Genomic DNA, 21,054 nt, shown 5'->3' with positions numbered 1-21,054 from the left:
GTCGTCCAAGCCTTTGCGCAGGAGTCACACTCGCATGCAGCCTGAACCCTACGCCCACGAAGCCGGCCAACTGCGCAAGACGCTGCGCCTGTGGCATGTGATCATCATTGGCCTGGCGTACCTGACGCCCATGACCGTGTTCGACACCTTCGGCATCGTGTCAGGCATCACCGCTGGGCACGTACCGAGCGCCTATATACTGGCCCTGGCCGGCATCCTGTTCACGGCAGTCAGCTACGGAACCCTGGTCAAGCGCTTTCCCCAGTCGGGATCGGCCTACACCTACACCCAACGTGCCATCAATCCACACGTGGGCTTCCTGGTAGGCTGGTCTTCCTTGCTGGACTACCTGTTGCTGCCCATGGTCAACGCCTTGCTGGCCAAACTGTACCTGTCTGCCATGTTCCCCGAGGTGCCACAGTGGGTCTGGGTCGTGGCCTTCGTGTCCCTGATCAGCCTGATCAACATGCGCAGCGTCAATCTGGTTGCGCATTTCAACCTGCTGTTCGTTGGCGTGCAGGTGGCGATCATCGCGGTGTTCATCTACCTGTGCGTACGCGGGCTGGACCAGGGCGAAGGCCTGGGCACCGCATGGAGCCTGTTGCCCTTCGCCGACCAGCAGACCCACCTGAGCGCCCTGGCCGCAGGTGCAACCATTCTGTGCTTCTCATTCCTGGGTTTCGATGCGGTCACGTGCCTGTCCGAGGAAACGCGCGACCCAGCCAAAACCATACCGCGGGCCATCTTCCTCACGGCATTGATCGGCGGCGTTGTATTCATCACCGTGTCCTACTTCATTCAGGCCTACTTCCCCACCATGGCACGCTTTCACGATCAGGAAGCGGCGCTGCCTGAGATCGCCTTGTATGTCGGGGGCAAGCTGTTCCAGTCGGTCTTCATCGCGTGCACGGTGATCAACACCATCGCCTCGGGGCTGGCGTCGCAGACCAGCGTGTCGCGCCTGCTATATGTAATGGGCCGTGACAAGGTCATACCCGCGAGCGTTTTTGCGCGGTTGCATTCACGCTACAAGACACCCGTACTGAACATTGCCGTGGTGGGGGTGATTTCGCTGTCGGCCATCTTCTTCGACCTGGTCACCGCCACCTCCATCATCAACTTCGGTGCATTGGTGGCGTTCAGCTTCGTCAACTTGTCGGTGATCAATCACTGCTACCTGCGAGAGGGCAATCGCCGAGGGCTGGCCAACCAGCTGAAGTACCTGGTACTGCCCACCACAGGCTTTTGTATCATCGTTTCGCTGTGGCTGGACCTGAACATGCACTCGCTGCTGTTCGGCGGGGTCTGGGCCACGCTGGGCCTGGTGTACCTGGCCTGGTTGACCAAGGCGTTCAGAGCGGCGCCGCCCAACTGTATCGCCGAGGGATGACGCGTACCGACCATGCACAGCTCAACCCCACCCGGTTTCTTCGATATCACCAGTGAGCAGGGCCTGCTGCGCACCTCGATCGCGGTCACCCTGTTCATCGCCAGCATCGGCATTGCCTTTGGCTTGGCATCGGGCTCGTTTTCCATCGTGTTCGACGGCGTCTACTCGCTGGTGGATGCCAGCATGAGCGGGCTGTCGTTGATGGTGGTCAGGCTGATCACTTCCCATGCCAGCAGCCTGCAGATGTCGCGCAAACTGCGCGAGCGCTTCACCATGGGCTTCTGGCACCTGGAACCGATGGTGCTGGCACTCAATGGCATCCTGCTCAGCGGTGTTGCCATCTACGCCCTGATCAACGCTGTGAGCAGCCTGCTGGAAGGTGGACGTCACCTGGAGTTTGGTATCGCCATGGTCTATGCGGCGCTCACCGTCACCGCCTGCGTGAGCATCGCGGTGATCGAGGGCAAGGCCAACCGCAAGCTGCGGTCGGACTTCGTCGCCATGGACGTGAAGGGCTGGGTGATGTCCGCCAGCATCACGGCGGCGCTGTTGATCGCCTTCTGCTTTGGCTATGCCGTGCAGGGCACATCGCTTGAATGGGTATCGCCCTACATCGACCCGGCCGTGCTGGCACTGGTCTGCCTGGTGATCGTACCCTTGCCAATGTCGGTCGTTCGCCAGGCGTTGGCGGATATCTTTCTCGTCACGCCGGGCGATCTCAAGCAGCACGTAGACGCGGTTGCGCAGGCTTTCGTCGAACGCCATGGCCTGCAGTCCTACCGCGCCTATGTGGCCAAGGTGGGACGCTCGCGGGAGATTGAGCTGTACTTCATCGTGCCGCCGCAGATGGCGGCCAAGACCATCGAGCAGTGGGATGCCTGGCGCAACGAGATCGGCGAGGCCATCGGCGGCGAAGGGCCCAATCGCTGGATGACGGTCGTATTTACCGGCGACCCCGAGTGGGCCGAATGAGCATCAGGACTCAGCCACGCAGGCGTTCGATCAGCGGCAGCGCTTCGATTTCAGGGCGGGCAAAATAGTAACCTTGCATCAGCTCGATACCCAGCGCGGCCAACGCCTGGCACTCGGCTGCTGTTTCCACGCCCTCAGCGACCAACAGAATGTCCAGCCGCCGCGCCACCAGCACGATGCCTGCCACGATCGCCTGACGCACCGGGTCGGCGCCAAGGTTGCGTGTCAGCGCCATGTCCAGCTTCAGGAGGTCCGGTTGAAACTCGGCAAGCAGGTTCAGGCCCGAATAGCCTGAGCCGAAATCGTCAATGGCCGTGGTGAAGCCCTGCCGGTCGTACTCGCGGAAAATGGACTTCAGGTGTTCGGTGTCCTCGACCCGTTCGCCTTCGGTCACTTCGAAAATCAGCCTGTCGGCCGGAAAATCGAACTGCTTGGAGGCCTCGAGCGTCGCGCGGATACAGGTGGCGGGGCGGTACACGGCGTTGGGCAGGAAGTTGATGCTGAGCTTGCAATCCTGCACACGGTTGAGCCCAAGCTCGGAGGCTTTTTCGATGGCCTTGACCCGGCAAGCCTGGTCGAAGCGATACAGGTTATCGGGTGTGACCTTGGCCAGCACCTGCGCAGCCCCCTCCCCCCCGACACCTCTGACCAACGCCTCGTAGGCGTAGGGTTTACCCGAAGGCTGGTGAACGATAGGTTGAAAGGCCATTGTGATGCCGAACCCCAGGTCCGCCATCTCACGGCATTGCTTGCAACCTACAGCTTCGAAAGGCTGCGCAAAGATCAAATCGGCCATGGTGTCTCCGGCAGCTTGATGAAGAGAAAGTAGCGCTGGGATAACACGATCGTGAGAACGTCAAAACAGCGTTGTTGGCACTTTGACAGCATGGCTGGCGAGAGGTGCGGTGCGCAAGGTTGATGACCCGTTAAAAAGCCCCGATAGGTTGGATTTATTGGGCTCAAGTGGGCAACTCGGTACACTGTCGCCCGATCCAACATCTGACGACACGGACAACTTCGACATGACTGTCTTCACTCACCGGGGCGGCGAGTACCTCACCGTCGATGATGCACGCCTTTACTACGAACAACTGGGTGCAGCCGACGCACCCGCGTTGATCCTGCTGCATGGCGGCCTTGGCCATATTGAAAGCTTCAATGCCATCACCCCGCACTTGGCCCGCCGTTGGCGCGTGATCGGCATCGACAGCCGCGGCCAGGGCATGTCTACCCTAGGCGGCGCACCACTCACCTATGCGCGCATGCAGCACGACGTAGAGCGGGTAATCGATCACCTGGCGCTTGAACGCGTCACCCTGATCGGGCACAGCGATGGCGGAATCGTCGCGCTGCGCATGGCCGCCTCGCAGGCCGTCACGGTCGATCGACTCGTCACCATTGGGGCTCACTGGGCGCTGGGAGAGAACGACCCTGCGCGGGCCCTGTACGAAGGCATCACCGCCGCGAAGTGGCGCGGCCTGTTTGCCGACGATGTGGCTCGCTATGAGGCGATCAACCCACAACCGGACTTTGCAAGGTTGCTGGAGGCCGTCCGAGGGTTGTGGCTAGATGACAGTGAGCACGGCTATCCCGCAGCCAGCGTCGGGGGCATTACCGCGCCATTGCTGGTGGTGCGTGGCGATCGTGATCGCCTGGTTTCACGAGCCAATGCACTGGAGTTGGTAGAGCAAGTGCCTGGGGCGCAGCTGTTGAACTTGGCACTGGCTGATCATTCACCTCATGAAACGCATCCGCAATGGCTATTGCCTGTGATCGAAGCTTTTTTAATCAATGATGAAGGGGGGCGAAATCGGTAATCGCTCAACGAGCATTCGCCCGGTGCCTGCCTCCCACTGCCGGGCTACGCCTTGGGCGCCATGTCAATGACTGCACAGCGACCATTGGCCCTGACTTTCTGCACCACGTGCGCCCTGTCGACAAAAACGTTGATCTCGCAACTGCCTGAGTGCTCGACATCCTGCCAATACTCGCGGTGCACCAATTGGCCATTTTCAGGGCCGGTATAGGTGCCCGCAGCCTCCCGGGAAATATACGTGCTGTCGCGCACGTACCTGAGCACCACCATGTCCTGATCAGGCGCCACCATGATGACCCTGGGCACGCCAAAGTAATCGATCAGCTCGCCGACCGGGCGGCCTTTCCACGCACTGGTTGCCTCCAGCGACGAGCATCCGCCAAGCAGGACAGCGCCCAGGCATAACACAAGCAGACGGATCATGGCTTCTCTCCTTGGTGGACAGTTACTTGGCAGGCATCTGTGTGAAGGCGTCATCGATCTGCCTGATGATCTCGGCCCTGAGCGCCTCGCGTGTCAGTATCTCGAATAGCTGCGGGCCAGAGCGGCTCAACTCCGAAGCTGACATTACGCCCAAGTGCTCCATCTTGAGGGCTTGGCGCTCAGCTGGCTTACAGATGAAATCACGGCTTTGCGCCAACCACGGTTGTTGATCGCCCTGCCATTGGTTGGAGAACTTGGCCTTGCGCAAGGTATTGGCCACGCTGCTGAAGTCGAGCGCTCCTGTGACACGAGCCCGCTTGTTCTTGCAATCGACTTCGACGTCGTAGACCGTGAAATCGGGCTTGCCGGGGTGCTGGTCAAACAGATAGACGCCCACGGATTTGACGCCGCCGGGGCGCTCGTAGATGTTTCCGGGGTCGCCGTCTACAAGGTATGCCTTGCTCTTGCCCAGGCTGGCTTGATGATGAACGACCCAGTAGTCGCCCTTCGGGGCATTGTCCGCGTGGACGGGTAAGGCGCCTAACAGGAGTGCAAGCGACAGCAGGTGTTTCACTGGGGAGCGCATGACTGGCCATCTCTCTGCCATTACTTAGACAGAGAATTTTCCCATCCGCAGTATTGGGCAAAGGGCTATCTAGTACATCTGCACTAGGGAGTCGCCTGTTGAGACTTCATCACAGGGCACTTGCATGTAGAACACTGCCTGTGAAAAAGGCAGAGTCTCTGCCAGACAGGCCATAGGCCAAGCGCTTTGCCCAGAAACGAAAAAGCCCGCCGATAAGGGCGGGCTTTTCGTACAGATTTCACACAGAAGCGAGCTGACTGCTCGATTCATACGGTTGCTAGACTTGGCGCTGACCCTGTGGTCTAGCTGAAGTATTCGCAACCGCTGCGAAGATGGTGGGTCGTGTAGGATTCGAACCTACGACCAATTGGTTAAAAGCCAACTGCTCTACCAACTGAGCTAACGACCCGTTGGATGGCGCGTATAATACTGATTTCTATAGAGAAATCAACACCCCTCGGTAAAATTTCTTAAAAATAGCGCGTCGGGTCCGCCACGGCGGCTGCCTTGAAGCCCTCAGCCCGCAGGCGGCAGCTGTCGCACTTGCCACAAGCACGCCCGTCGTCATCAGCCTGGTAGCACGATACGGTCAGGCTATAGTCGACCCCGTGCGCCACGCCGGCCTGGACGATCTGGGCTTTGCTCATGTTCTGCAAGGGTGCCTGAATGCGGAAACCCTGCCCTTCGACGCCTGCCTTGGTGGCCAGGTTGGCCATGCGCTCGAAAGCTTCGACGAACTCGGGGCGGCAGTCCGGGTAGCCGGAATAATCCACGGCGTTGACCCCGATGAAAATGTCACGGGCTTGCAGCACTTCAGCCCAGCCCAGCGCCAGCGACAGAAACACCGTGTTGCGCGCTGGCACGTAGGTCACCGGGATACCCTCGCCCGGCGTTTCCGGCACATCGATGCTGCTGTCAGTCAGGGCCGAGCCACCGATGCCATCCAGGTTCAGCCCAATCACCTTGTGCTCTACCACGCCCAGGTCCTGGGCGACCCGTGCAGCGGCGTTAAGCTCGGCGCGGTGACGCTGGCCGTAATCGAAGCTCATGGTATAGCAGGCATAGCCCTGGGCCTTGGCCATGGCCACTACCGTGGCCGAGTCCAGGCCACCGGACAGAAGAATTACTGCGCGTTTATCAGTCATGTCTCACTCTCTTGCTCAGCGCCCAGGTTCGTCGTTCCACAACAGCTTGTGCAGCTGAAGTTGGAAACGGACAGGCAAGTTGTCGGCAACGATCCAGTCAGCCAGGTCAGTGGCGCTCACCTGGTGGTGGCTCGGCGAGAACAATACTTCGCCGGCGCGCTCGGCCAGGTTGTACTGGATCAGCTTGGACACCGCCCAGTCGTAATCTTCGCGAGAGCAGATGACGAACTTGACCTGGTCGTTGGGCGTCAGGTGCTCAATGTTCTCATAGCGGTTGCGGTGCGATTCTTCCGAACCCGGGGTTTTCAGGTCGACGACGCGGCTGACACGGGTGTCGGTGCCGGCGATATCGAGCGCGCCGCTGGTTTCCAGCGAAACCTCGTAACCGGCATCGCACAGGCGCTGCAACAGGGGCAAGGCGTTAGGCTGGGCAAGGGGCTCACCGCCCGTCACGCAGACATAGCGCGGCTTGAAGCCAGCCACCTGTTCAAGGATCGAATCGAGGCTGCGCAGTGTGCCGCCACTGAAGGCATAGGCGCTGTCGCAGTATTGGCAGCGCAGGGGGCAACCGGTGAGCCGCACGAATACCGTGGGCAGCCCAGCCGTTCGTGTTTCACCCTGCAACGAGTAAAAGACTTCGGTGATGCGTAATGTATCTTGCATGATCGCCACGGGCGTGACAGCAAAACAGGCTGCCCGCCTCCGTCAGGCACTGGCACGGACTCGACATAGCGTTATCCGTGACAGCGTGTTTACGAAAAAAGGGCGGTGATTCTAACGAAAAAACCCGCGCCAGGCGCGGGTTTCTTTCGAACGGCAGGCAAGCGCCGCATCACTTCACAGCTTTTGCAGGTCTCGTTGCGCCAATTGCGCAGCCGATGTGCCCGGATATTGGGTCACCACCTGCTGGAGAATACCCTTCACCTTGTCCGTGTGACCGAGACGACGCTCGACATCGGCCAGCTTGTACAAGGAGTCTGGCACCTTACTGTGCTTGGGGTACTTCTGACTTACCTGGGCGAATGCCTGGCTTGCACCCTGCAGGTCACCCTTGGCCAGGTTCACTTCGCCCAGCCAATACTGTGCATTACCGGCATATTGGCTGTTGGGGTACTTGCGCAGGAAGGCGTTGAACGCCTGGCTGGCCTTGTCGAAGTCTTTTTGCTTGATCAGGTCGAAGGCAGCATCGTAGTAGAGCTTTTCCTTGGCCGGATCACCGGGCTCGCTACTGGCGGCCGGTTGTTGGGCAGCAGCACCGGCTGCAGCCCCCGCGGCGGCGCCAGAGGCACCACCGGCGGAAGAATTGTCAGGGGTCGCGGCAGGCGCGGCGCCACTGTTGATGCGACGGTCCAGGTCCTGGTATCGCTCCAGGTTTTCCTGCTTCATGCGAGACACATCGTTTTGCAACTCTTCGATGATGCCTTGCTGGCGGGAAAGCTGATCCTGCATCTGTTGCAGCTGCATGAACAGCTGGCCCTGTGCAGAGGCAGGGGCCGAAGCCCCTGACCCGGCATAGGCGCCGCTCGTGCCATAACCCGCAGGCGGATAGCTGCCTGTGTTGTCATCTACTACAGGGACTGCAGCCCACGCCGAAAGGGGCAGGCTGAGTGCGAGGACGGTTACTGCACGGCGGCACTTACGCATAGGAACTTACTTACGCAGTTCTACGCGACGGTTTTGAGCCCAGGACTGCTCGTCGTTGCCGGTAGCAACTGGACGCTCTTCGCCGTAGGAAACCACTTCCAGCTGAGCAGGGGAAACGCCCTGCAGAACCAGGTAGCGCTGAACGGCCTTGGCACGACGCTCACCCAGAGCCATGTTGTACTCGCGGGTGCCGCGCTCGTCGGTGTTGCCTTCCAGGACAACGCGGTTGCCGTTGGCTTTCAGGTCCTTGGCGTGAACGTCCAGAGCGCGCATGGCTTCTGGCTTCAGGTCCGAGCTGTCGTATTCGAAGTAGAAGGTGGTGATTGCGCGCAGAGCGGCTTCTTCGCTCAGGGAACCGTCGACTGCGCCGGTGTTGGCACCGTAGCCAGCGTTCGGATCAACGGCGCCAGCGCCTTCACCTGCGTTGTCACCGCCCTTGGAGGAGCAACCTACAGCCACAGCCATGGCCAGAGCCAGCGCAGCGAATTTACCAAACTTCAGCATTTCCATCGTGAAACTCCTAATGAAACCCCAGTGTGTTAAGCAAAACGTATTACGCCGCAATCAGTTCAGGTAAGGGGACCAGGACGGTTCTCTGACTTCGCCTTGAGCGGTAGGAAGTGGGAGCCTCACGCGGCCATTAAGCGACACGAGCATCAAGACTCCCCGGCCCTGCTGGCGGGTGGCGTAGATTAGCATGGTGCCGTTGGGCGCAACAGTGGGAGACTCATCAAGACTTGTTTCCGAGAGAATCTTTACACTTCCGCGTTGCAAGTCCTGAGCGGCAACTTTGAAGTTGGTGAAACCCTGTTGGCGGTGAATCATCACCAGGGTCTTTTCGTCTGCCGAGAGTTTCGGGTTGGCGTTGTAGTTACCCACGAACGTTACGCGCTCGGCGCTGCCGCCACTGACCGACTGTTTGTAGATCTGCGGTTTGCCGCCACGGTCGGACGTGAAGTACAGGGTGTTGCCGTCCTTACCCCAGAATGGCTCGGTATTGATGCCAGGGCCGGCAGTCACGCGGCTGATCTGACGCGAGGCCACGTTCATCACATAGATGTCCGGGTTCCCATCCTTGGACAGCACGAAGGCCAGGCGCGAACCATCGGGCGACCAGGCAGGTGCGCCATTGAGGCCCTCGAAGTTGGTGACCTGTTCACGGCGACCGGTGTCGATGTGCTGAACGAAGATACGCGGGCGCTTCTGCTCGAACGATACATAGGCGATGCGTTTGCCATCGGGCGCGAAGCGCGGCGACAGGATCGGCTCGCGGGACTGCAGCAGGGTCACGGCGCGGGCGCCGTCATAGTCCGAACGCTGCAGGGTGTAGCGCGTGTTGTTCGTAGAGAAGCGCTCGGCCGTCACGTACAGCATGCGCGTGGAGAAGGCACCCTTGATACCGGTGAGCTTCTCGAACGACTGGTCGGCGATGTAGTGCGACATGTCGCGCAGCTGGTCGGTGGTGCCGGCAACGCTGCCGGTCAGGACCTGCTGCTCGGTGGCAACGTTGAACAGGGCGTATTGCACCTGCAGGCGACCACCGGAGGGCACGATGCTGCCCACCATCACGTACTGGGCACCCAGCGCCTTCCAGTCGCGGAAGATGACTTCGCTGGCCTGGGAGGGCTGGCTGATCATGTTCTGGCGCGGGATGGGCGAGTAGTAGCCGGAGTTGCGCAGGTCGTTGCCGATGATGTCGGCCATGTCTTCAGGCAGCACACTGCCACCCTGAACAGCGAACGGCACCACTGCAATTGGCGTTGCCCGGTCACTGCCACTGGTGACCAGGATGTTCTTTTCCTCTGCTACGGCCATGCCTGCCACGCAGCACAGCATGACCAGCAGTCCTCTCAGACGTTTAATCACAACGCTAGATCCTCAGGTGTAAATGTCATCTTGAACGAGCGATATTGGTTGAAATCGCTCGGCTTCATGCCCTGCATTTCAGTCAGGCGACCGATGTTCTTCACCGCTGCCACCGCCGAGCTGTCATAGGGGCCGTCACCGCTTGACCGGGCCACGCTGACGCTGGTGATAGTGCCATCGGGCAACATGTTGATCTGCAGTACCACCGTCATGCCTTTACGCGCCGATGGCGGGCGAGCCCAGCCTTCTGCCGCGCGCATACGGATCAGGTCGTCGAAGTCGCCGGCCACCTGGTCACCCTGCTCGTCGGCCAGCGCCTGCTGCCGCTCGGTGGTGTCGGACAAGAGCTCGGCCAGGGCCTGTGCCTTCTTGTCTTCAGCCGCCTTGCGAGCTGCTTCCTGTGCCTTTTTCTTCTGGGCATCCGCTGCGGCCTTCTTCTTGGCGTCCTCGGCTGCCTTCTTCTTCGCTTCTTCGGCCGCTGCCGCCTTCTTCTTGGCGTCTTCGGCCGCTTTTTTCTTCGCATCCTCGGCGGCTTTCTTCTTGGCCTCCTCGGCAGCTTGCTTCTTCGCCTCTTCAGCGGCCTGCTTCTTGGCCTCTTCTTCGGCTTTTTTCTTCGCTTCTTCTTCAGCCTTTTTCTTGGCGATGTCAGCTTGCTGTTTCTCGGCAGCCTTCTTCGCCTCATCGGCCTTCTTGGCTTCGGCCGCTTTCTTGGCTTCAGCAGCTTTGGCCGTTTCGGCAGCCTTGGCCGCGTCCTCGGCCTTTTTGGCCTCGGCAGCCTCGCGTGCCTCCTGGGCCTTTTGAGCAGCGTCGGCTTTCTTTTGTTCCGCGGCTTTCACCGCTTCCTGCTCGACCTTCTTCTGCTCAAGCTGCTCGACCTCGGTCTGACGCGAAGCGGTTTTCTTCGCTTCCCCGGCAATCTTCTGGTTGGTCTGGGTAGTCGCCTGGCTCTTGGACTTGAGCTGATAGAGCGTAGCCTGAACGATCGGCTTGGACGGTGGCAGTTCAGGCGTCATGGCAAAGCTTGCGAACAGCATGCCAAACACCAGCACATGCAGGCCGATGGCCCAGACACTGGGCCAGAAGTAGCTTTCCGAGGCAGAGGGCTCTCGCTGTTGCATCAGGGTGCCTCGGTAATCAGGCCGACGTTACCGACACCGGCTTTCTGCAGCCCGCCCATGGCACCCATGACCGCGCCGTAGTCCACCGCCTTGTCGCCACGGATGAATACCTGGGTCTGTTTGCCCTGGTCGCGACCGGCCGCGATGATCTTGGTAACGGCGTCGGTCATGGCCGGCAAGGTCATAGCCTTGTCCATTTGCTTGTCGGTATCGACTTCGCTGCCAAGGTTCCAGTAGTAGGTCTTGTCGGCCTTGATGGAAATGGTGAGGATCTGGACGTTGTTGTCCTGCGGCAAGGCTTCGCTGGAAACCTTGGGCAGATCGACCTTCACGCCCTGATTGAGCATGGGCGCCGTCACCATGAAGATGACCAGCAGCACCAGCATCACGTCGATGTAGGGCACCACGTTCATCTCGGCGACGGGCTTGCGTTTGTGGCGAACTCGGGCCATGGGCTTGTACCTGATTACTCTTCGCTGGTGTGCACTTTGCGGTGCAGGATCGCCTGGAACTCGTCGGCGAAGGTGTAGTAACGGCTGATCAGCGTTTCACTGCGGGCCGCAAAGCGGTTGTATGCGATGACCGCCGGAATGGCTGCGAACAGGCCGATGGCCGTGGCGATCAGCGCTTCGGCGATGCCGGGGGCAACGGTAGCCAGCGTGGCTTGTTGCGCACTTGCCAGGCCGCGGAAGGAGTTCATGATGCCCCACACGGTACCGAACAGGCCGATATAGGGGCTGGTCGAACCCACGGTCGCCAGGAACGGCAAACTCTGCTCGAGCTTTTCTTCTTCGCGGGAGATGGCGACGCGCATGGCACGGCCAACCCCTTCCATCACGGCGTCCGGATCAACGCCAGGTTGCTGGCGCAGACGGGAAAACTCCTTGAAGCCTGCACGGAAGACCTGCTCCACACCCGAGTCCGGGTCCGGGTTGCTGCCTGCCTGACGGTACAGCTTGGACAGGTCGATACCCGACCAGAAGCGCTCCTCGAAAGCATCGAGCGCACGACGACCGGCGCGCAGCATGGTGCTGCGCTGGAAAATCATGATCCACGAGGTGACCGAGGCGGCCACCAGGGTCAGCATCACCAACTGCACCACAACGCTGGCGTTACTGACCAGACTCCACATGGAGGTATGGTCGACGACGTTAGCTTCCACGCTTATTCTCCTGCATTCGATTGATTACCCGAGCCGTCTGCCGCAAAGGCGTCGCGCAGCTGGGGAGGTATGGCTCGGGGTTTGAAAGTGTCGGCGCGCACGGCGGCGATCAGAAACCGCCCTTCACAAAGCAGTGCGTCGTCCTTTTCCCGCCACACTTGCTGCACGAAGCGCAAGCTGGCGCGATTGAGTTCAAGTACTTGCGCGGTCACCCGCAATTCATCGTCCAGCCGCGCCGGCACGTGGTAACGCGCTTCGCTGGAATGGACCACGAACAGCAGGTTGTCTTCAGCCAGTTGCGACTGGGAAAAGCCCAGGTGCCGCAAGCGTTCGGTGCGCGCGCGCTCCATGAATTTCAGGTAATTGACGTAATACACCACACCACCGGCATCGGTATCTTCGTAATAGACGCGACAACGGTGTGCGAACGGTTCCAGGCCTTTTTGCGCGCGCATACTCTAGTGCTTACTCCTTGGCTTGCCAATCCGCTGTGACAACTGTTTTTTCACTATCGATATCCGGGTGCCATGGCCCCCTGGGCATGCCAGCGGTAGGACCACGAAAAGCGTGTTTCGATCTGTCATTCATCACCCGGCTCGGAAAAATCCGCGCCCTCCCCCAATCGCCCGGGAACATTCAGCCCGAAGTGCAGGTAGGCGTGTCGGGTCACCACACGGCCACGGGGCGTACGCATGATGTAGCCCTGCTGGATGAGGTAAGGCTCGAGCACGTCCTCGATGGTGTGACGCTCTTCGCTGATGGCGGCGGCAAGGTTGTCGACGCCGACCGGGCCACCGTCGAACTTCTCGATCATGGTCAGCAGCAGGCGCCTGTCGGAATGGTCGAAGCCGCGCTCATCGACGTCCAGCAGGTTGAGCGCCATGTCGGCCACGGCCTTGGTAATCTGGCCCTTGCCGCGTACCTCGGCGTAATCGCGCACCCGCCGCAGCAAGCGGTTGGCAATGCGCGGTGTGCCGCGGGCACGGCGCGCGATCTCATAGGCACCGAGGTCCTCGATGACCAGGCCCAGGATGTTGGCCGAACGGCTGACGATGGTCGCCAGGTCCTTGTCGCTGTAGAACTCCAGCCGCTGCACGATGCCGAAACGGTCGCGCAGCGGGTTGGTGAGCATGCCGGCGCGCGTCGTGGCACCGACCAGCGTGAAAGGTGGCAGGTCGAGCTTGATCGAGCGGGCCGCCGGGCCTTCGCCGATCATGATGTCGAGCTGAAAGTCTTCCATGGCTGGATAGAGCACTTCTTCGACGACCGGCGACAGCCGGTGGATCTCGTCGATGAAGAGCACGTCATGAGGCTCAAGGTTGGTCAGCATGGCGGCCAGGTCGCCAGGGCGCTCGAGGATCGGCCCCGAGGTGCTTTTGACCGACACCCCCATTTCGTGGGCGATGATGTTGGCCAGGGTGGTCTTGCCCAGGCCTGGCGGGCCGAAGATCAGCGTGTGGTCGAGCGACTCGCTGCGCCCGCGCGCCGCCTGGATGAACAGTGCCATCTGCTCGCGCACCACAGGCTGGCCAATGTACTCCTCCAGCCGCAAGGGCCGGATGGCGCGATCCTGGACTTCTTCGCGGTCGCGGCCACTGGCAGCGATCAGGCGGTCGGCTTCGATCACTTGGTAATCATCCCCTTGAGGCTGCGGCGAATCAGCTCTTCACTGGAAAGCCCCGACTTGTCCTTGATCGCGCCGATGGCCTTGCTCGCTTCCTGGGGTTTGTAGCCCAGGGACACCAGGGCGCTGACCGCATCCGCCTCGGCGCTGGACTCGCTGGCGGCCGGCAATGGCCCATCGGACACCAGCGCGAACATGGCCGGGGACGTTTCCCAAGCCTTGAAGCGGTCCTTGAGCTCGACCAGCAGGCGCTCTGCCGTTTTTTTGCCTACACCGGGTACGCGTACCAATACCGAGGCGTCCTGGGCCTGCACGCAGCGCACCAGCTCATCGATCTCAAGCCCGGACATCAGTGCCAGGGCCAGCTTGGGGCCCACACCGTTGAGCCGAATGAGCTCGCGGAACAATTCGCGCTCGCGCTTTTCGGCAAAGCCATAGAGCAGGTGGGCGTCTTCACGCACCACAAGGTGCGTGTGCACCGTTACCGGCTCGCCGACCTTGGGCAGGCGATAGAGCGTCGTCATGGGGACTTCCAGTTCGTAGCCCACGCCATTGACGTCGATGATGAGGTGCGGCGGCTGCTTTTCCGCCAGGGTGCCGCGCAAACGTCCGATCACGTTTCGATCCTTTTCACGGGGAGCTGCCCGATGGCCGCTCAACCCTATCAGCAAATACGGCAGGCGGACGCTCCGCCTGCACAAAATGTGTATCAGCGCATGAAGCGCTTACAGACGCAAGCGCCCACCGCGCCGACGCGCCGTAGACAGCCCATGGGGCACCAGACTCGAACGGGTGTGGGCATGGCACAAGGCAATGGCCAGCGCGTCGGAAGCATCGATCTGGGGCTTTTGGGTCAGCTTGAGCAGGTGCATTACCATCATCATCACCTGGTCCTTGTTCGCCCCGCCCGTACCAGCCACCGCCTGCTTGACCTGGGTGGCGCTGTACTCGGCGATTTCCAGCCCTGCTTCAGCCGCTGCGACGATGGCCGCGCCTCGGGCCTGCCCCAGCTTGAGGGCCGAATCGGCGTTGCGGGCCATGAAAACTCGCTCGATGCCCATGGTCACCGGGCCATGCTGGCCGATGACTTCGCTGACCCCACGAAACACGATCTGCAAACGCTCGTGCAGTTCACCACTGCCTGTGCGGATGCAGCCTGAGGCCACGTACTCGCAACCACGTGCGGTCTGGCGAACAACGCCATAACCTGTGATGCGCGAGCCGGGGTCGATACCTAGAATCAGAGTCATAGCGCCTGTCGTTGAAGTGAAGCGGTGTGCAAACAGTACAGGCCCTTTCGCAGGTCAACCCCCTGGCCAGGTCGCCAGTGCTGCCACCTGTGCCACGGGCGCCCTGCGAAAGGGCCTGTACAAACGCCCGAAGGCGTCAGTATGGTGCGCCAGAAAGCCCTCAGCCGAGGTTTTCCATGATCTCGTCGGAAATCTGCGCATTGGAGTAGACGTTCTGTACGTCGTCCAGGTCTTCGAGCATGTCGATCAGCTTGAGTACCTTCTCGGCGCCCTCCTGATCGAGTTCGGCGCTGGTGGTCGGGTGCATCACGATTTCGGCGTCGGCCGCCTTGAAGCCGGCCTCTTCCAAGGCATTGCGCACGGCGTAGAAGCTGTTGAACGAGGTGAACACGTCAAACGAGCCATCCTCGTGGGCCACCACGTCGTCGGCGTCGGCCTCCATCGCCGCCTCCATCAAGGCATCCTCCTCCACGCCCGGAGCAAAACTGATCTGCCCCTTGCGCTCGAACAGGTAGGCGACCGAACCATCGGTGCCCAGGTTGCCCCCGCACTTGGTGAAGGCATGGCGCACTGCCGCAGCGGTGCGGTTGCGGTTATCGGTCATGGCCTCGACCATGATCGCCACACCGCCCGGCCCGTAACCTTCATAGCTGAGCTCTTCGACGTTGTCGCTTTCGTTCGTGCCGGCGCCACGGGCCACCGCGCGATCGATGATATCGCGGCTCATGTTGGCACCCAGTGCCTTGTCCAGCGCCAGGCGCAGGCGCGGGTTGGAGGCAGGGTCCGGGCCGCCTTGCTTGGCGGCGACCGTCAGCTCGCGGATCCACTTGGTGAATACCTTGCCCCTCTTGGCATCCTGGCGCTCTTTGCGGTGCTTGATGTTCGCCCACTTGGAATGACCCGCCATAACGACTCCCGATCCTTGTAACAGAAACAGGTTCCGCCCCGAAGGGCGGAACGTGGAAAGACTGCGCCGAAGCGCGTGGGCGCAACCGCCGGCTGCGCCCGGGCCGATTACTCGACCTTGGTCTGCTCGCGCAGACGGATGTGCAGCTCGCGCAATGCCTTGGCGTCGACCATGCCCGGTGCCTGGGTCATGACACACGCAGCGCTCTGGGTTTTCGGGAAGGCAATCACTTCACGAATCGACTGGGCGCCGGTCATCAGCATGACCAGGCGATCCAGGCCGAAGGCCAGGCCACCGTGAGGCGGCGCACCGAACTTCAGGGCATCGAGCAGGAAGCCGAACTTCTCTTCCTGTTCCGCCGCTTCGATACCCAGCAGGCGGAACACGGCCTGCTGCATTTCCTTGCGGTGGATACGGATCGAACCGCCACCGAGTTCGGTGCCATTGAGCACCATGTCATAGGCACGGGACAGGGCCGTGGCCGGGTTGGCCTCCAGTTCCTCGGGCGTGCACTTGGGCGCGGTGAACGGGTGGTGCAGCGCGGTGAAGCTGCCGTCTTCGTTTTCTTCGAACATGGGGAAGTCAACGACCCACATCGGTGCCCACTCGCAGGTGAACAGTTCGAAGTCGTGACCCAGGCGAATACGCAGGGCGCCCAGCGCTTCGCTGACCACCTTGAACTTGTCGGCACCGAAGAACACGATGTCGCCGTCAACGGCGCCCACGCGGTCGAGGATGGTGTTGAGGTTGGCCTCGGGGATGTTCTTGACGATCGGCGACTGCAGGCCTTCAACGCCCTTGGCACGCTCGTTGACCTTGATGTAGGCAAGGCCGCGGGCACCGTAGATGCCAACGAACTTGGTGTACTCGTCGATCTTGCTGCGCGGCATGCTGGCGCCGCCTGGCAGTCGCAGCGCGGTGACGCGGCATTTAGGATCGTTGGCAGGGCCGGCGAACACCTTGAAGTCCACGTCCTTGAGCTGGTCGGCGACGTCGACCAGTTCCAGCGGGATGCGCAGGTCTGGCTTGTCGGAGCCATAGCGACGCATGGCTTCCTCGAAGGTCATGTGCGGGAATTCGCCGAACTCCAGGTCCAGCACTTCCTTGAACAGCTTGCGGATCATGCTCTCGGTCAGGCCCATGATCTCGGACTCGTCCAGGAAGCTGGTCTCGATGTCGATCTGGGTGAATTCTGGCTGGCGATCGGCACGCAGGTCTTCGTCACGGAAGCACTTGGCAATCTGGTAGTAGCGGTCGAAACCGGCGACCATCAGCAACTGCTTGAACAGCTGTGGCGACTGCGGCAGGGCGAAGAAGCTGCCGGCGTGGGTGCGGCTTGGCACCAGGTAATCGCGCGCGCCTTCAGGCGTGGCGCGGGTCAGAATCGGCGTTTCCACATCGAGGAAGCCGTTTTCGTCGAGAAAGCGTCGAATGCTGCTGGTGATGCGCGAGCGCAGGCGCAGCTTGTCGGCCATCTCAGGACGACGCAGGTCGATGAAACGGTAGCGCAGACGCGTTTCCTCACCAACGTCGGAGTATTCGTTGAGCGGGAACGGCGGGGTTTCGGCTTCGTTCAGCACGTTGAGCTGATAGCCGAGGATTTCGATGGCACCGGAGGCCATGTTGCTGTTCACAGCACCTTCCGGGCGACGGCGGACCTTGCCGGTGATCTGCACGACGTACTCGCTGCGCACACGGTCGGCTGCGGCGAAGGTGTCGGCGCGATCCGGATCGAAAACGACCTGGGCCATGCCCTCGCGGTCACGGATGTCGAGGAAGATCACCCCGCCGTGGTCCCGGCGACGATGGACCCAGCCGCAAAGGGTGACTTCCTGGCCGTCCAGGCTCTCGTTCAGTTGGCCGCAATAATGGCTGCGCATCATGATGGTGGTTTCGCTTCTCGTGATTCGTGTATTCGATGGAGGCCTTGGCCGCCCGGAGGGCTAATACTGCAAGACCCGGTCATAGCATTCAACTCAGTCGGCCTTGTCGCCGCCTGCCAGATTCTTTTTCGCACCGGTCTTGAAGTCGGTTTCGTACCAGCCGTTGCCGCTCAGGCGAAAGCCGGGCACCGACAGCAGTTTCTTCATCGCCGGCGCCTGGCAGGCCGGGCAGTCGGTGAGCGGCGCGGCGCTGATTTTCTGCAGCACTTCCATGCGATGCTCGCAGGATGCACATTGATAGTCGTAAAGGGGCATGGATGTCTCTCGTCAACCATAACGCTGGCTGCCTGGGCAGCAAAAGGCGGGATTATATATGGTTAACCAGCGCTGCGCAGCCCGCCGGGCGATCAGTGCGACGTCGGCGGCTGCTGCAACCAGGCCACGCAGATCACCCGTATGAGGCCGCTGAAGTTGCGCACGCCCCCTTGGCGCAGGTGCACCTCACGGTCTACATAGGACAACACCGCACTGACCGAGCATTGGTTGGCAGCGGCAATGCGCTCGAGGATACCCCAATACACGGCCTCGAGGCGCAGGCAGGTGGAAAAACCGTTGAGCCGCACCGAGCGAGACACAGGCTGGGTCTGCAGCATGTCGAAATCTGCCGTGAATGGGTCGACGCATTGCTTGCCGGGCCAGCGCCCCTGACCTGCCGTCCGTTTCCCAGACTGAGCCATCTGCACACCTCCTGATGATTGAACCAAGGGGTGTATCAAGCGCCGAACGGGCCATTGCAGAGCAGCGGCAAACCCTTCCCGCACAGAAAGCGGCAGGCCCGCCCAGTCACCCTGGAAAGGCCTGCCGGCATGGCCCGGTTATTTCTCGTCGAGCAGTACGCGCAGCATCCATGCGGTCTTTTCGTGCACTTGCATGCGCTGGGTGAGCAGGTCGGCGGTTGGCTCATCGCTGACCTTGTCCACCGCTGGGAAGATACTGCGGGCGGTGCGCACCACCGCTTCCTGCCCTTGCACCAGTTGCCGGATCATCTCGTCGGCTGGGGGGACGCCCTCCTCTTCCTTGATGGAAGAGTGCTTGGCGTAGAACGCGTAGGACCCAGGCGCCGGGAAACCCAGGGCGCGGATGCGCTCGGCAATGGCGTCCACCGCCAGCGCCAGCTCGTTGTACTGCTCCTCGAACATCAGGTGCAGGGTACGGAACGAGGGCCCGGTGACGTTCCAATGGAAATTGTGGGTTTTCAGATACAGCACGTAGGTATCTGAAAGCAGGCGGGAAAGCCCATCGACGATGGACTTGCGATCTTCTTCACTGATGCCGATATCGATTGCCATGATGCTCCCCTTCGGAAAACGTGAAACCCAAGCGGGTGCCGACCACTTTAGCAACACTCTGAGCGCCGTGCCTCTGCCAGGTGGCCGCAGGCAGGGCGCCGGGTGGCAGTTTGAGTACCCTGCAGGTTTACGGTTAAATAGGCAGCGTGCCATTCGTGCGGACTGTAATTGCCGAATGCATAGGCAGAAGGCCACGTGTTCGCGCCAACACTTCATGCGCACCGGGCCGTCAGCTCTTCCCGTGATCAGCTTCAATCAATGTGAGCCAATCCCATGTTCAAGATCGTCCACCTGGTGACAGGCGCGGCAGCCTTGCTGCTAGCGTTCATTCCCAGTCTTAAAACCGAGGCAACGCCTTTCCTGCAACAACCCGACGCGGTCTATCTGGCCCTGTTCGGCTTGCTCAACCTGATCCTGGCCCCTGTCGTACCGCTGTACTACCGAGGTGCCAGGCAGCAACTGCAATATCTCGCCTGTGCCCTGCTGGTGGTGGCTGTGGTACTTCAAACCCTTACCGTGCTCGCTCGACCAGAGCTTGGCAACCTGGCGGCGCTGGTGTGCGCCGCACTGGCTGTGGCCCTGCACCTGGGCGCAGGCTTTGCCCAGGGCGCGCGCAAGGTACGCAGCAGCCAACAGCCACTGACCGAGGCCGGCAACCGAGATACGGGCACGGTCAAGTGGTTCAACACGTCCAAGGGGTTCGGGTTCATTTCCCGGGACTCAGGCGATGACATCTTCGTGCACTTTCGCGCCATCCGCGGCGAAGGCCATCGCATCCTGGTAGAAGGTCAACGCGTCGAGTTCTCGGTGATGCACCGCGACAAGGGCCTGCAGGCCGAGGACGTGGTCGCCGTCACGCGCCGCTGACAGGCGAGCAGGCTTAAACACGTTCAAACCAGGCCTGTCGCTCAGCCCAAGGCTGCGACAGGCCTGACGACCCGATGATCAATAGTGAGGCGGCGGCGCCTCTTCACCCTCGCTGCCATACTGACCCGCCATCTCCTCGTAACGCTTGATCAGCTCGGCCATCTGCAACTGCAGCCGCTCGATCACGCGCCCTTGCTCGACCACCACATCGTTGAGCGCCTGCAGGGTGTCGTCCTGGAATGCCTGGCGCGTTTCCAGCTCGACCATTCTTGGCTCAAGCGACATGGGCGGCCTCCTGGAAACCTTCAAGGTGCAGATTTCGCACGCGGGCGCGTACCGCCTGTACTTGTGCGTCGGTATAGGCCACGGCCGGGCATTTGCCCCAGACCGGTGCAGGCCAGGCCACATCATCGTGCTGGCGAACGATCACATGCATGTGCATCTGGCTGACCACATTGCCCAGCGTCGCCACGTTCATCTTGTCGGCCCCGTAGCTGCGCTTGAGTGCCTCGGCAAGCTGTGTGGTTTCCTGCCAGAGCAGGTGCTGCTCAGCCAGGCTGAGGTCAAACAATTCGCTGACCTCGGCACGCCTGGGCACCAGGATGAACCAGGGGTAGTTGGCATCTCGGCTCAGCAGCAACTGGCACAGGGCGAAATCGCCCAGCACCCAAGTGTCCTGCTGCAAGCGTGGATCAAGAACGAACACGGCGTACCTCCTTCAGGCAAAGCGACCCGCACGGTGGCGGTAGAGACGGCGGCAAGGATACCTTGCGCGATTGCGGTAACACAGCGCTACTTTTCGCACCAATAAGGTGCTTCGCCACGCTGACTGGCGCCTTGGCCCACCACAATTGACACCGCCTTAACATGTTGCGGTAACACATTGACTTTGATAGCAAGCTAGCCAACTGAATGGACGCGATGAGCGGGCCGGACGCCCAGTCCGACCAACCCCCGTATTTACGGCGGTTAAAACGGTTTCCTGAAAATTTCGTGAAAAATTCATCAATGCAAGCCCAGGTTGAGCACGCTTGTTGCATTGCCTTCACGCC

Annotated in this window: 26 protein-coding genes and 1 tRNA gene; 4 read left to right on the top strand and 23 right to left on the bottom strand. The window is 61.0% G+C overall.

Annotation, left to right across the window (positions count from 1 at the left end; all coding sequences use genetic code 11):
• Positions 1–34: 34 nt before the first annotated feature.
• Together MOP87_RS04940 and MOP87_RS04935 are read left to right on the top strand one after the other, a co-directional pair.
• Entirely contained in the window at positions 35–1,390 is a 1,356-nt protein-coding gene (locus tag MOP87_RS04940; RefSeq protein WP_049696432.1) for an APC family permease, read from the top strand.
• A 12-nt stretch (positions 1,391–1,402) separates the two neighbouring features.
• Positions 1,403–2,362, top strand: coding sequence for a cation transporter (locus MOP87_RS04935; RefSeq protein WP_242810180.1), 960 nt, complete (start codon positions 1,403–1,405; stop codon positions 2,360–2,362).
• Positions 2,363–2,372: 10 nt separating this feature from the next.
• On the opposite strand, the gene MOP87_RS04930 is transcribed toward MOP87_RS04935, so the two are convergent.
• On the bottom strand, positions 2,373–3,158 hold the full coding sequence (locus MOP87_RS04930; RefSeq protein WP_027914225.1) for an EAL domain-containing protein: 786 nt from the start codon (positions 3,156–3,158) through the stop codon (positions 2,373–2,375).
• A gap of 226 nt (positions 3,159–3,384) precedes the next feature.
• On the opposite strand from MOP87_RS04930, the gene MOP87_RS04925 reads away from it, so the two are divergent.
• Positions 3,385–4,179 (top strand): alpha/beta hydrolase, encoded by a 795-nt coding sequence (locus MOP87_RS04925; RefSeq protein WP_242810179.1) that lies wholly within the window; start codon positions 3,385–3,387, stop codon positions 4,177–4,179.
• 44 nt (positions 4,180–4,223) lie between these two features.
• Here MOP87_RS04925 and MOP87_RS04920 read toward each other — a convergent pair whose 3' ends face one another.
• The 20 genes from MOP87_RS04920 to MOP87_RS04825 form a co-directional block, all read right to left on the bottom strand.
• Complete coding sequence (locus MOP87_RS04920; RefSeq protein ID WP_027914223.1) at positions 4,224–4,601, bottom strand: hypothetical protein; 378 nt, start codon at positions 4,599–4,601, stop codon at positions 4,224–4,226.
• Positions 4,602–4,623: 22 nt separating this feature from the next.
• Entirely contained in the window at positions 4,624–5,187 is a 564-nt protein-coding gene (locus tag MOP87_RS04915; protein ID WP_242810178.1) for a hypothetical protein, read from the bottom strand.
• Between the two features lie 333 nt (positions 5,188–5,520).
• Positions 5,521–5,596, bottom strand: a tRNA-Lys gene (locus tag MOP87_RS04910).
• A gap of 61 nt (positions 5,597–5,657) precedes the next feature.
• Entirely contained in the window at positions 5,658–6,332 is a 675-nt protein-coding gene (queC, locus tag MOP87_RS04905) for a 7-cyano-7-deazaguanine synthase QueC (RefSeq protein ID WP_023536291.1), read from the bottom strand.
• Between the two features lie 15 nt (positions 6,333–6,347).
• Positions 6,348–6,995: a 7-carboxy-7-deazaguanine synthase QueE gene (gene queE / locus MOP87_RS04900; protein WP_028687385.1), complete on the bottom strand. Its 648-nt coding sequence runs from the start codon at positions 6,993–6,995 to the stop codon at positions 6,348–6,350.
• Positions 6,996–7,169: 174 nt separating this feature from the next.
• The gene (ybgF, locus tag MOP87_RS04895; RefSeq protein WP_028687384.1) at positions 7,170–7,976 is read right to left on the bottom strand and encodes a tol-pal system protein YbgF; all 807 of its coding nucleotides are present in this window, start codon (positions 7,974–7,976) and stop codon (positions 7,170–7,172) included.
• A 6-nt stretch (positions 7,977–7,982) separates the two neighbouring features.
• The gene (gene pal / locus MOP87_RS04890) at positions 7,983–8,486 is read right to left on the bottom strand and encodes a peptidoglycan-associated lipoprotein Pal (protein WP_023536326.1); all 504 of its coding nucleotides are present in this window, start codon (positions 8,484–8,486) and stop codon (positions 7,983–7,985) included.
• 54 nt (positions 8,487–8,540) lie between these two features.
• Positions 8,541–9,812 carry a Tol-Pal system beta propeller repeat protein TolB gene (tolB, locus tag MOP87_RS04885; protein ID WP_023536327.1) on the bottom strand — a complete coding sequence of 424 codons (1,272 nt, stop codon included), beginning with the start codon at positions 9,810–9,812 and terminating at the stop codon, positions 8,541–8,543.
• A gap of 26 nt (positions 9,813–9,838) precedes the next feature.
• Positions 9,839–10,960 carry a cell envelope integrity protein TolA gene (tolA, locus tag MOP87_RS04880; RefSeq protein ID WP_033694990.1) on the bottom strand — a complete coding sequence of 374 codons (1,122 nt, stop codon included), beginning with the start codon at positions 10,958–10,960 and terminating at the stop codon, positions 9,839–9,841.
• Positions 10,960–11,412, bottom strand: coding sequence for a protein TolR (gene tolR / locus MOP87_RS04875; protein ID WP_003254760.1), 453 nt, complete (start codon positions 11,410–11,412; stop codon positions 10,960–10,962). The genes tolA and tolR overlap by 1 nt, the downstream gene beginning before the upstream one ends.
• Before the next feature lie 14 nt (positions 11,413–11,426).
• On the bottom strand, positions 11,427–12,122 hold the full coding sequence (tolQ, locus tag MOP87_RS04870; RefSeq protein WP_027914217.1) for a protein TolQ: 696 nt from the start codon (positions 12,120–12,122) through the stop codon (positions 11,427–11,429).
• A gap of 2 nt (positions 12,123–12,124) precedes the next feature.
• A complete protein-coding gene (ybgC, locus tag MOP87_RS04865; RefSeq protein ID WP_027914216.1) occupies positions 12,125–12,577 on the bottom strand; it encodes a tol-pal system-associated acyl-CoA thioesterase in 453 nt (150 codons plus the stop codon).
• A gap of 125 nt (positions 12,578–12,702) precedes the next feature.
• On the bottom strand, positions 12,703–13,749 hold the full coding sequence (gene ruvB / locus MOP87_RS04860; RefSeq protein WP_023536242.1) for a Holliday junction branch migration DNA helicase RuvB: 1,047 nt from the start codon (positions 13,747–13,749) through the stop codon (positions 12,703–12,705).
• A complete protein-coding gene (ruvA, locus tag MOP87_RS04855; protein ID WP_027914215.1) occupies positions 13,746–14,363 on the bottom strand; it encodes a Holliday junction branch migration protein RuvA in 618 nt (205 codons plus the stop codon). The genes ruvB and ruvA overlap by 4 nt, the downstream gene beginning before the upstream one ends.
• A 108-nt stretch (positions 14,364–14,471) precedes the next feature.
• Complete coding sequence (gene ruvC, locus MOP87_RS04850) at positions 14,472–14,996, bottom strand: crossover junction endodeoxyribonuclease RuvC (protein WP_023536229.1); 525 nt, start codon at positions 14,994–14,996, stop codon at positions 14,472–14,474.
• A gap of 160 nt (positions 14,997–15,156) precedes the next feature.
• Positions 15,157–15,903, bottom strand: a complete 747-nt coding sequence (locus MOP87_RS04845; RefSeq protein ID WP_242810177.1) for a YebC/PmpR family DNA-binding transcriptional regulator — start codon at positions 15,901–15,903, stop codon at positions 15,157–15,159.
• Between the two features lie 107 nt (positions 15,904–16,010).
• Positions 16,011–17,786, bottom strand: a complete 1,776-nt coding sequence (gene aspS / locus MOP87_RS04840; protein ID WP_027914214.1) for an aspartate--tRNA ligase — start codon at positions 17,784–17,786, stop codon at positions 16,011–16,013.
• A 93-nt stretch (positions 17,787–17,879) separates the two neighbouring features.
• On the bottom strand, positions 17,880–18,101 hold the full coding sequence (locus MOP87_RS04835; protein WP_023536249.1) for a zinc ribbon domain-containing protein: 222 nt from the start codon (positions 18,099–18,101) through the stop codon (positions 17,880–17,882).
• A 92-nt stretch (positions 18,102–18,193) separates the two neighbouring features.
• The gene (locus tag MOP87_RS04830; RefSeq protein WP_027914213.1) at positions 18,194–18,523 is read right to left on the bottom strand and encodes a ribbon-helix-helix domain-containing protein; all 330 of its coding nucleotides are present in this window, start codon (positions 18,521–18,523) and stop codon (positions 18,194–18,196) included.
• 138 nt (positions 18,524–18,661) lie between these two features.
• Entirely contained in the window at positions 18,662–19,135 is a 474-nt protein-coding gene (locus MOP87_RS04825; RefSeq protein WP_023536324.1) for a Dps family protein, read from the bottom strand.
• Between the two features lie 273 nt (positions 19,136–19,408).
• On the opposite strand from MOP87_RS04825, the gene MOP87_RS21740 reads away from it, so the two are divergent.
• A complete protein-coding gene (locus tag MOP87_RS21740; protein ID WP_027914212.1) occupies positions 19,409–20,002 on the top strand; it encodes a cold-shock protein in 594 nt (197 codons plus the stop codon).
• 78 nt (positions 20,003–20,080) lie between these two features.
• Here the strand turns inward: MOP87_RS21740 and MOP87_RS04815 are convergent, their stop codons facing one another.
• Together MOP87_RS04815 and MOP87_RS04810 are read right to left on the bottom strand one after the other, a co-directional pair.
• A complete protein-coding gene (locus MOP87_RS04815) occupies positions 20,081–20,287 on the bottom strand; it encodes a SlyX family protein (RefSeq protein WP_027914211.1) in 207 nt (68 codons plus the stop codon).
• Complete coding sequence (locus MOP87_RS04810; protein ID WP_028687382.1) at positions 20,277–20,708, bottom strand: HIT domain-containing protein; 432 nt, start codon at positions 20,706–20,708, stop codon at positions 20,277–20,279. Before MOP87_RS04810 ends, MOP87_RS04815 begins: the two co-directional genes overlap by 11 nt.
• Positions 20,709–21,054 lie beyond the last annotated feature (346 nt).

Origin of the sequence: Pseudomonas sp. I3-I5, assembly GCF_022699445.1 — a bacterium.
GTDB classification, from domain to species: domain Bacteria; phylum Pseudomonadota; class Gammaproteobacteria; order Pseudomonadales; family Pseudomonadaceae; genus Aquipseudomonas; species Aquipseudomonas fulva.
This window is presented reverse-complemented; position numbering and strand designations above follow the sequence as displayed.

Bases quoted from the DNA above. Each gene is read 5' to 3' on its own strand.
- MOP87_RS04940 (WP_049696432.1), top strand. From the start codon at position 35: ATGCAGCCTGAACCCTACGCCCACGAAGCCGGCCAACTGCGCAAGACG.
- MOP87_RS04935 (WP_242810180.1), top strand. From the start codon at position 1,403: ATGCACAGCTCAACCCCACCCGGTTTCTTCGATATCACCAGTGAGCAG.
- MOP87_RS04930 (WP_027914225.1), bottom strand. From the start codon at position 3,158: ATGGCCGATTTGATCTTTGCGCAGCCTTTCGAAGCTGTAGGTTGCAAG.
- MOP87_RS04925 (WP_242810179.1), top strand. From the start codon at position 3,385: ATGACTGTCTTCACTCACCGGGGCGGCGAGTACCTCACCGTCGATGAT.
- MOP87_RS04920 (WP_027914223.1), bottom strand. From the start codon at position 4,601: ATGATCCGTCTGCTTGTGTTATGCCTGGGCGCTGTCCTGCTTGGCGGA.
- MOP87_RS04915 (WP_242810178.1), bottom strand. From the start codon at position 5,187: ATGCGCTCCCCAGTGAAACACCTGCTGTCGCTTGCACTCCTGTTAGGC.
- queC (WP_023536291.1), bottom strand. From the start codon at position 6,332: ATGACTGATAAACGCGCAGTAATTCTTCTGTCCGGTGGCCTGGACTCG.
- queE (WP_028687385.1), bottom strand. From the start codon at position 6,995: ATGCAAGATACATTACGCATCACCGAAGTCTTTTACTCGTTGCAGGGT.
- ybgF (WP_028687384.1), bottom strand. From the start codon at position 7,976: ATGCGTAAGTGCCGCCGTGCAGTAACCGTCCTCGCACTCAGCCTGCCC.
- pal (WP_023536326.1), bottom strand. From the start codon at position 8,486: ATGGAAATGCTGAAGTTTGGTAAATTCGCTGCGCTGGCTCTGGCCATG.
- tolB (WP_023536327.1), bottom strand. From the start codon at position 9,812: ATGCTGTGCTGCGTGGCAGGCATGGCCGTAGCAGAGGAAAAGAACATC.
- tolA (WP_033694990.1), bottom strand. From the start codon at position 10,960: ATGCAACAGCGAGAGCCCTCTGCCTCGGAAAGCTACTTCTGGCCCAGT.
- tolR (WP_003254760.1), bottom strand. From the start codon at position 11,412: ATGGCCCGAGTTCGCCACAAACGCAAGCCCGTCGCCGAGATGAACGTG.
- ybgC (WP_027914216.1), bottom strand. From the start codon at position 12,577: ATGCGCGCGCAAAAAGGCCTGGAACCGTTCGCACACCGTTGTCGCGTC.
- ruvC (WP_023536229.1), bottom strand. From the start codon at position 14,996: ATGACTCTGATTCTAGGTATCGACCCCGGCTCGCGCATCACAGGTTAT.
- MOP87_RS04845 (WP_242810177.1), bottom strand. From the start codon at position 15,903: ATGGCGGGTCATTCCAAGTGGGCGAACATCAAGCACCGCAAAGAGCGC.
- aspS (WP_027914214.1), bottom strand. From the start codon at position 17,786: ATGATGCGCAGCCATTATTGCGGCCAACTGAACGAGAGCCTGGACGGC.
- MOP87_RS04835 (WP_023536249.1), bottom strand. From the start codon at position 18,101: ATGCCCCTTTACGACTATCAATGTGCATCCTGCGAGCATCGCATGGAA.
- MOP87_RS04830 (WP_027914213.1), bottom strand. From the start codon at position 18,523: ATGGCTCAGTCTGGGAAACGGACGGCAGGTCAGGGGCGCTGGCCCGGC.
- MOP87_RS04825 (WP_023536324.1), bottom strand. From the start codon at position 19,135: ATGGCAATCGATATCGGCATCAGTGAAGAAGATCGCAAGTCCATCGTC.
- MOP87_RS21740 (WP_027914212.1), top strand. From the start codon at position 19,409: ATGTTCAAGATCGTCCACCTGGTGACAGGCGCGGCAGCCTTGCTGCTA.
- MOP87_RS04815 (WP_027914211.1), bottom strand. From the start codon at position 20,287: ATGTCGCTTGAGCCAAGAATGGTCGAGCTGGAAACGCGCCAGGCATTC.